This is a genomic window from Pedobacter sp. 10L46_2 (genome assembly GCF_056395165.1).
The window spans coordinates 1-9,794 of the sequence record NZ_JBFTIZ010000246.1 but is presented as its reverse complement, the minus strand read 5'-3'; the positions used below and the strand labels follow the sequence as shown (position 1 = coordinate 9,794).

At 37.8% G+C, this 9,794-nt stretch carries 7 protein-coding genes; 6 read left to right on the top strand and 1 reads right to left on the bottom strand.

Annotated elements, in window-relative coordinates:
• Window positions 1-38 precede the first annotated feature (38 nt).
• Both AC1DDX_RS20845 and AC1DDX_RS20840 read left to right on the top strand, forming a co-directional pair.
• Window positions 39-890, top strand: a complete 852-nt coding sequence (locus AC1DDX_RS20845) for an SDR family oxidoreductase (RefSeq protein ID WP_172663805.1) — start codon at window positions 39-41, stop codon at window positions 888-890.
• A 6-nt stretch (window positions 891-896) separates the two neighbouring features.
• Window positions 897-1,427 carry an anthrone oxygenase family protein gene (locus tag AC1DDX_RS20840; protein WP_337715182.1) on the top strand — a complete coding sequence of 177 codons (531 nt, stop codon included), beginning with the start codon at window positions 897-899 and terminating at the stop codon, window positions 1,425-1,427.
• 12 nt (window positions 1,428-1,439) lie between these two features.
• On the opposite strand, the gene AC1DDX_RS20835 is transcribed toward AC1DDX_RS20840, so the two are convergent.
• Entirely contained in the window at window positions 1,440-2,969 is a 1,530-nt protein-coding gene (locus AC1DDX_RS20835; protein ID WP_337715180.1) for a choice-of-anchor I family protein, read from the bottom strand.
• 144 nt (window positions 2,970-3,113) lie between these two features.
• On the opposite strand from AC1DDX_RS20835, the gene AC1DDX_RS20830 reads away from it, so the two are divergent.
• The 4 genes from AC1DDX_RS20830 to AC1DDX_RS20815 all read left to right on the top strand — a co-directional run.
• The gene (locus AC1DDX_RS20830) at window positions 3,114-3,935 is read left to right on the top strand and encodes a hypothetical protein (RefSeq protein ID WP_337715177.1); all 822 of its coding nucleotides are present in this window, start codon (window positions 3,114-3,116) and stop codon (window positions 3,933-3,935) included.
• Between the two features lie 5 nt (window positions 3,936-3,940).
• Entirely contained in the window at window positions 3,941-6,124 is a 2,184-nt protein-coding gene (locus tag AC1DDX_RS20825) for a carboxypeptidase-like regulatory domain-containing protein (protein ID WP_477622522.1), read from the top strand.
• A gap of 73 nt (window positions 6,125-6,197) precedes the next feature.
• Complete coding sequence (locus AC1DDX_RS20820) at window positions 6,198-6,335, top strand: hypothetical protein (RefSeq protein WP_477622521.1); 138 nt, start codon at window positions 6,198-6,200, stop codon at window positions 6,333-6,335.
• A gap of 70 nt (window positions 6,336-6,405) precedes the next feature.
• Window positions 6,406-9,794: hypothetical protein (locus AC1DDX_RS20815; RefSeq protein WP_477622520.1), on the top strand; the 3,389-nt coding region annotated here is incomplete at its 3' end.

Sequence of the window (9,794 nt, the reverse complement as noted above, 5' to 3'; positions counted from 1 at the left end):
GTTTTGTATAGCTCATAATTTTGGTAAAAAAAGAAATTATGATAGCAATAACAGGAGCAAACGGAAACCTTGGTAAAGCAACTATAGGTTTTCTATTGAAAAAGATTAAGCCAGAGCAAATTGTGGCGATAGTAAGAGATCCAAAGAAAATGGAGGATCTAAAAAATTCAGGTATTCAAATTCGCATTGCCGATTATGATGATCTTGAATCGTTAAATGAAGCATTGAAGGGAGTTGATAAGCTATTGCAAATATCTGCAATAAGTATAGGCGATCAGGGTGTTAAAGAGGAAGCTAATGTGGTTACGGCCGCAAAACAGCAGGGCGTGCAGCATATTGTTTATACTGGTGCTGTAAAGCCAAAATTGGATGCGTACTTTATGGCAACGCAACAATGTTTGGCAACAGAAAAGGCTATTTTGGATTCAGGAATACCGCATACCTTTTTTGGCAATAGTTTGTATATGGAAACTATTCCAATATTTATTGGCGAGGCATTGGAGCATGGCAATATTTACTATCCGGCAGGTAATGGAGCCGTAAGTTTTGTGTCGCGTGTGGATATTGCTGAGGCGCTAAGTAACGTACTTGCAGGTAATGGCCATGAAAATAGGCGGTACGAAATAACGGGTTCAAAGGCTTATACTTTTAAAGATGTAGCTGCAATTTTAACAGCGGAAAGGGGGATAGAGGTTTCTTATGTGAATATCCCTAATGTTGTTTTAGCTGAAGAGCTGGATAAGTTTCAAATGCCGGATGAGCAGATAGTCTGGCAGTTGAGTTTGGCGGATAGCATTAAAGCTGATGAGTTTTCTTATGTAGATGATACACTAGAGGAATTATTGAAGCGCAAACCATTTGAGCTTAAGGAATATCTAAGAAATCTTTAGTAATTTATGGAAAAGTTAAATCGTATGATCTCGTTAACAAATATAGTATTGGTGCTTGCGGGCACCACAACTGCGCTGATGGCCGGATTGTTTTATGCCTGGTCTTGTTCAGTGAATCTGGGTTTGGCAAAGCTGTCGGATGAAGGGTATTTAACTGCAATGCAAGAAATTAACAGAGCGATATTAAATCCGGTATTCTTTGCCGGATTTTTTGGAGCATTGGTGCTATTGCCATTAAGCGCATACCTACATTATGGTCAACCTGTTCAGCTTAAGTTCTGGTTATTGGTTGCTGCGGCTTTGTGTTACATTATCGGCACTTTTGGCGTTACTATTTTTGGTAATGTACCACTTAATAATGCATTGGATACTTTCGACCTGAAATCTGCAACTGCGGAAGCCATGAGGTTGCAAAGGAGTGGCTTCGAGAACACATGGAGCTATTTAAATACCATCAGGGCCGTTGCCGCTACTATGGCCATTGTGTTGGTAATAATTGCTTGTTTGTACCCCAACGGGGCGCAAACAAGCAACTAATAATGAGAATTGTTATATCGTTTTTGGTGTATATACTTTGATTACACCATCGTTTTCACTGCTTACTACCAATAAGCTTTTTTTGGTAGGACTATTTTTTGCAGAAATAAATAGTACTCCTTCAGGAGCATCACCACATTTTAAAAGCTGCAAGAAAACTGGTTTAACCGGATTAGTTACATCATATACTGCTACTGCATCGGCTCTTTCCATACCTACAAAGGCAACTTTTTTGGTTCCAACGGTTCCAATTGTTATTCCTTCGGGCTCAACACTTTTGTCGTCGCTTCTGCCATCATCATAAGTGTTGTTAGTGGCGCATTTAGCATCCAACTCATTTTTGCTGTCGAAAATCTGACTTCCATTATTACCATTCCAAACACTAAACGAACGGGATCCTAATGAATATAATGCATCGAAAACTCCATCACCATTAGCATCTCCCAGGGTTGTTGTAATGTTTAAACGACCAAGTTTACCATCTTTTCTTAATTCGGCAGCATTTGGGAAAGCTGTAGGATCAAGCACAAAATCCTTTACTCTTTTTATTTCTGAGAAGGCATCATATTCTCTTGCATCACCTTCGTTGGCAGTAAATAAGTATGGAGTTCCGTTTTGCTCAAGTACGGCAATAGCATCTGGCATATAAATGCCCTTTACAGGCCATTTTGCAGGAGCAAAGCCACTGTCTTTATCGCTCGGATCTATTTCGTTACCGTCAGTATTGTAATCTTTAAAACCAAGCGGGAATATATTAGTGATGGTTTTAGAAGCGATATCGATTTTAGCTATTGCATTGTTCTCTTGTAAAGTAACCCATGCAGTTTTTGAATCGTCAGAAACTGTAATGTATTCGGGCTCTATATCATTTACAAAGCTTTTGCCCAGGCCAAAGATTCTAAACCCTTTGGCTGTTAATGCAGCTTGTTGACCTATCATAGACGAGAAGTCGATGGTTGTTACCGCGTAATTGTCATTAACAGATATTATTGAGATTGTACCAGCCGGATCACTTGTATAATCGGTATTAGGTTCTCCTTCATTTGCGGTTAAAATGTATTTTCCATCAGGAGAAAAGGTAACCATATCTGGCAACGCACCTACATTAATTTCACTGATTTTACTGTGGTCGGTGGTTTTAAATACGATAACCTTACCGTTTGCTTGTTTGTTGTTAGCCTGGATAGCTGCAGCTAGTTTGGCATCATGCACTGCAACACTGTTAACAGCACCTCCATATGGAGTAACACTTATATAACCAGTGGCTTTCATATTTGATGGATTTGCAAAATCAACAACCTCAATTCTATTAACCTGATTTGGCTCGCCTTCATTTTCATTTTTTACAACAAAGAGTTTATTTGTTGCAGGATCAAATGCAGAGATTTCAGCTGCGCCAAGTTCTCCGATATCAAGAGATCCAATCTCAGCGTATGTGGCCGGATCTTCATTTAAAACAACCTCCTGGTCTGTTGATGGCTTCTCTTTTTTACAGCTGAGTAAACCAATTACAAGGAAACTAAATAGTAGCGTTCTTTTCATGTATCGTATATGTTTAAGCAGCGAATGTATTGTTGGAAGATTACTATTATCTAAGTATAAGATTATGTTATTGTTAAAATAATTTTAGATGTTGTCCCTATTTGGTATTACTTAGTTGTCTTTCATTATAACTAATCAATACCTATGAAATATTCTCAATTCGGATTATTGTTATTTCTTTTGTTTTTATTGACATTTCCTCCTTTTAATTGTTTCGCTCAGCTTCCATTCTATGGGGACATGCGAAGACCTAAAGGGCAAGTACAGTCATTTACTGAGAAATGTTACGAAACTACCGGGGGTATAAATACTTTGGTTCAAAAAAGAAGTTATAGTTATGACTTAAATGGAAAACTGATTGAGCAAAAAATATATGATACGATAGATAGTAACGCCGTCGAGCAAACCATAAGTTATGTGTATGAGGATAAGGAACTCTCAGAAGAGCAAGGGGATGGTGAACATGGCTACAGGATTAAATACATGTATTATGATAGCGGGAAGATGATGGCGAAAAAATATATTTCTGATTCGGTGAAAAGCCTGGAACGTTATGAGTATGACGATAAAAATAATAGGAGCTTACGTGTTTGTTATGATGGATATGGAGAATTAAAGCTTAAGGAAGTTTATAAGTATGATGGCTTAAATAACCTCATACTAAAGGTGTGGAATGATTATGATACGACTTTAAATAGTGGAAGTATAGCCTACTCAATTGAACCCACTTTACTGTTAGGCGGCGAAAGGGCGTATGCTTCAAATGGACATTTAAAACATTCTATTACTTATGAATATGATGATAACAATAATATAGTTCAAGAGATTCGATATACCGGAGGAGGCTTTGTTGACTGGAAGAAAAAATACTCATACGAGTATGATGAGAAGGGTAATTGGTTTACACTCAATAATAAAAATAAAGTAAGTACTTATTTAACCAAAAGAGAGATTAGCTACTATTAAATATTATGAAACGAGCGCTCTACATTCCTTCCTTTTTTGTTGTAATCCTAGTTTTAGCATTTATTCCCCGAGATAATGATCCGGTTGATAAGCTAATTACATCTTTGCAAAAATGGGTAGAAACTAACCCACAGGAAAAGGTTTACCTGCATACTGATAAGCCTTATTATGCAGTTGGTGATACCATTTGGTTTAAGGCGTATGTAACAATGGGGAGCAGGCATAAGCCATCAACCCATAGCGGGATAGTGTATGTAGACCTGATTAACGAAAAAGACTCTATTCAGAAGACGCTTAAGCTTCAATTGACTAAAGGAATGTCGGCTGGTGATTTGATACTAGCAGATGATTTTAAAGAGGGTAGCTATAGACTGAGGGCTTATACGCAATGGATGCGCAATTCGGATAAAGATTACTTTTTTGACCATACTTTTATGATTGGTGATCCCTTCCTTAACACTACAGATGCCAAATCGAATTCCAGGATTGTAAAGAAGGAAACTAAAGAAAAGGTAAGTAAAAAGGCTATTTTAAAAGGCGAACTTTCTGATAGTGCTGTTCAGTTTTTTCCGGAAAGTGGAGATTTAATTAATGGAATAACCTCCAAGGTAGCTTTTAAAGCTATAGGAGTTAATGGCACTGGAATAAGTATTAAAGGCAAAATAAAAGACAATGAGGGTAAAGAAATTGCTGGTTTCTCTAGCTTATATGCCGGGATGGGCGCTTTTAATCTGAAGCCTGAATTAGGGAAGAGTTACATCGCAGAAATAGTTTATCCTGATGGATCAGAAAAACAAGTAATGCTTCCTAAAGTGAGCGATGAAGGTTATGTTGTGTCAATTAATCAGGATAATAAAGATAGTTTAAATGTCAGTATTAAAGCTTCTTCAGGTTTATATCAGTCGGCCAAAACTGTTGCTTTAATCGTACAATCTTCTGGAGAGGTTATTTATTCTTCTTCAATAAAAATAACCAAATCGATAATGTCAATACGACTATTTAAAGGTAGTTTTCCGACAGGAATTGCTCAGTTTACCTTGTTTAACAATGAAGGTGACCCTTTGAATGAGAGGATAGCATTTGTTAAAAGCAGAGATTTAATGCAATTGAAGTTGAACACTGAAAAGACAAGCTATAATACTAAGGAAAATGTTTGGATAGAGATGGAATCAAAGGATCCTTTCGGAAAACCCGTGGACGGAAACTTCTCTGTCACTGTTATTAATGAGGGTAAGGTACCTTTTGACGAGGCCTCGGAAAGTTCAATACTGTCTAACCTATTGCTGAGTTCTGATTTGAAAGGCTATATAGAAAAGCCCAATGATTATTTTATTAATGAAAGCGAAGAAACCAGTAGAGCTTTGGATAACCTGATGTTGACACAAGGCTATAGGAGGTTTGTGTGGAACAGTCTTGGTCGGGCTTTAGCCCCAGTTTACAAAATCGAAAAGTCGGGTATAGAGATTTCTGGAAGGGTAGTTGCCTTAGGAAATAAGCCGCTTGTAAATGCCAAGGTGAATCTACTTTCATTAAATGGAGGCATTATGGAAGATACCAGGACATATTCTGATGGAAGATTTAAGTTTGATGACTTAATATTTAAAGATGGTTTTAAGTTTGTAGTGCAAGCCAGGACGCATGACAATCGAAAAAATGTTGAAGTAATACTAGATAGTGCTCACGTACAGGGTATTACTAAGAATAAAAATTTGCCAGATGTTGGTAATGGCACTAGCACAGATATTAAAGTGTATCTTGAAAATAGCTGGAATCAGGATCAGGCATTACCTAAGTTTGGCAGGTTAAGTCGTGTTCAAAGGCTTAGAGAAGTAAAAATAATAGCTAAAAAAAGGGAAAGTGAAAAACTTGCCCCTCAGGGAATGCTGCAGATTCCGGAAGGGCATGCTGATCAAACCTTTTTTCTTGAAAAACCTGAGGTTTGCGCCAATTTGGGGGTGTGTTTACAAGGAAGATTACACGGAGTGCTTTTCGGGAAGGTGGGAATAGTTAATAATTATCCACTCTCAAGACCTGACCCAATCGATTCAGCGTCACTTATGCAGATTGTACTTAACGGAAGGAAAATCGAGGATCCAATAGAGATTGCAGGAATATTTGATAGTAATGAAATAGATCCCATGGATATTGTTAAAATAGAGGTTGTTAGGAGCAATTTGGCATTAATATGAGCCCAGATATGAAAATGGGGATAAAAACAATAAAATACCTGATTTCCGTTCTACAATTTACTGGAATCCTGATGTGAAAACTAATAATAATGGTAAGGCACATTTTGATTTCTATAATGCGAGTGAACCAGGAGTTTACAAGGTTGTTGTTGAGGGGATTAATGCTGCGGGGCAACTTGGGAGGTTGGTTTACAGATACAGCGTGAAATAATTTTAGATGTTGTCCCTATTTGGTTATTCTGAAATGTCTTTGTTTTTAATTACGCAATCACATTTAAACAATGGAAAATCAAAGATCCACCAGACCCCTTAGAATTGCACTGTTGTTATCAGTTCTAACTTTCCTGGCTTTTGTACCAAAAGGGCAGGATCCTATTGAGAGATTAGTAGGCACATTAGAAAAATGGGTAGAAACTAATCCACAGGAAAAAGTGTATTTACATACCGATAAGCCGTATTATGCATTAGGCGATACCATTTGGTTTAAAGCCTATGTAACAGTGGGCAGCAGGCACCAGCTATCCGCTTTAAGTGGAGCAATATATGTGGAGCTGATAAATGAAAGAGATTCAATAGAAAAATCTTTAAAGCTACCTGTTACAGCAGGTATGGCAATGGGCAATTTTGATTTAAGTGAAGAACTTAAAGAAGGGAATTATCGGATAAGGGCTTATACACAATGGATGCGAAATGCAGGCGAAGATTATTTCTATGACCGCACTTTTATTGTGGGCAGTCCGTATAGCAATGAAATTACTTCTAAAATAGATTATAAGTATAAAGTTATTGATAACAAACCAGCAATAACTGCTCAGTTGAATTATAGTGATGATGATGGGAAAGCGATTTCGGGGAGAGTGGTTAGCTATAGGGTTGTATCAAATGGTGAAGCTGTAATCGCAAAAACTGTAAAGACTGATGCTAATGGGAATATTTATATAGATATCAAGAATGATAAGCCTGAGAACTTACGAGGAGCTTATATACAGACTACTATAGAGGCGGATAGTAAATTAAAGATTACTAAAAACTTTGCAATAAAGGCCGGCTTTTTACAAAGTGATGTTCAGTTTTTTCCAGAAGGAGGGATACTGATAAACGGAGTTGCTTCCAGAATAGGTTTTAAAGCCTTGGGGATGGATGGAAAGGGTATTCTTATTAAGGGGAGCATAATAGATGAGCAAGGTAACAGTGTTGCTGATTTTGAAAGTGAACATGCCGGGATGGGAACGTTTAAATTAAAACCCCAAGAGGGAAAAACCTATACTGCAAAAGTAAAGTATCCTGATGGTTCTGAAAGCACTATTGCTTTACCTAAAGCAGAAAATACAGGTTTTGTACTTGCAGTTTATCAACCAAGTAAGGATAGCATATTGGTGAGAGTTAATTTGTCGCCGGTAGCGGTTACACCAGTAAATGTTAGCCTTATTGCGCAGACGGGTGGAGAGACAATTTATGCTACACCCCTTAATATTACCAAATCCATGACCTCTATTTGGTTATTGAAGAAAGATTTTCCGACAGGAATAGCTCAGTTCACTTTATTTAATGAAAGTGGAGAGCCGCTAAACGAGAGAGTTGCCTTTATAAAGAACAAGGACCAGATGAAGCTGGAAATAAGCACGGCAAAGCAGAGCTACAAATCGAGAGAAAATGTGAGTGTTGGGCTACAATCTTTTAATTCAAAGGGTAAGCCGGTGGCAGGAAGTTTCTCGGTTACAGTGGTCAACGAAGATAAAGTGCCTCTGGACGAAAGTAATGAACATACAATACTATCTTCAACATTGCTTACTTCAGATATTAAAGGATACATAGAGCAACCCAATTACTATTTTACTGCTGAAAATGAGTCCGTTAATAAGGAACTAGATAACTTAATGTTGACGCAAGGCTACAGACGGTTTACCTGGAAAGAAGTTTCAAGTGGCTTGTCGGTTAAACCGAAGTTTATTGCAGAAAAATTAGGAACTGTGATCTCCGGAAAGGTAGTATCCCTTGCTAATAAACCTGTAAGTAAAGGGAAAGTAACCTTAATGTCTATGAGGGCTGGCATATTGGAAGGCACAACGACTGATACGGCCGGAAGGTTCAAATTTGATCAGGTAGTGTTAACTGATAGTGTGAAATTTAATATACAGGGACGAACCGCAAAGAATAAAAATAAAGTAGAAGTTATTCTTGACAGCATTCCCGTGCAAAAATTAAGTAAAAACAAAAACCTGCCGGATGTAAATACAGACATTACGGGTACCACTAAAGCCTATTTGGAAAATGGAAGAAAGCAGGAAGAGGTATTGGTTAAAATGGGTAAGCTGGATAGGGTGCAGAGATTACGGGAGGTAAAAATCAATGCAAGAAAAAATAGAGTTGAAAGTTATTCGCCCCAAGGTGCGCTGGTAATTCCTGAAGGGCATGCAGATCAAACCTATATCATCGAAAACCCCCAAATATGTGCAAGTTTTAGGGACTGTATTGAAGGAAGACTAAACGGGATTCAATTTAGAGAGTATAAAACAGAATACGAACGGAATATTTTTTATCCTCATTTTCTAAATACAGATTTGATCCCTCCAGTTTGGATGCCTATGCAGGTTATTTTAAATGGTCGAAAACTTAGTTTTAGTGAAGCAGCGGATATATTTGAGGGGAACTCCCTAGACGCTAAAGATGTTGCTAAAATTGAGGTTGTTAGGCAGAATGCTGCTTTAAAATCATACCTGAATGGAGCGTCCTTGCTAATTACCACCTATAAATCCATGAAAACAAAATACGATCCAAGCATGGTCAATTTTTTACCAAGGGGTTTTAATAAAGCACGCGAATTTTATTCGCCAAGGTATGATCGCCCGGGTTTGAATAATCAGGTTCCTGATTTTCGTTCAACTATATATTGGAATCCTAATGTAAGAACTTTTGATGCAGGAAAAACCACTTTCGACTTTTTTAATGCAGATGGACCAGGGAATTATAAAGTGATTATTGAGGGGATTAATGCTGCCGGGGAGTTGGGCAGACAAGTTTACAGGTATAAGGTTGAGGGTGATGAATTTCAGGCTCAGCAACCACCATCGCATAGCGCAAAAGATATAGTTTCTGCATTGCAGAATTTTCATCATAAACTGCCAGAAGAAAAGGCTTACCTGCACACAGATAAGCCTTATTATAATCTTGGTGACACGATTTGGTTTAAGGCTTATTTGTTTGATCCTTCCTATTTGTCGGCTTCACAAAAAAGTGGGCTATTATATGTTGAGCTTAATGATGATAGTGCTGAGGTGGTTAGAAGAATAAGTATCCCTATGAAGGAAGGTTTGGGCTGGGGACAGATTCCGCTACCTGCAAAGATTTTTCATGAAGGGGGATATACTTTACGGGCTTATACCAATTGGATGCAGAACTTTGGAGATGAATATTTGTTCAACAAACGCTTCTATTTGGGTAAGCCTAGTCAGAATACATGGCTGGTGAAATCGCAGGCAGCCGTTAATAAAGTTGCAGATAAGGATCAGGTTAAAGTAAATATTAACCTGATGCGTACAGATAAAGTTGCTGTTGGATTGCGTGATGTAGGGATTAGAGTGATGGAGGCGGATAAGCTGCTCTTTAAGGATCAATTAAGAACTACTAATGAAGGTGATCTGGCTTTGATGTTCAACCTGAAGGAAAAGGC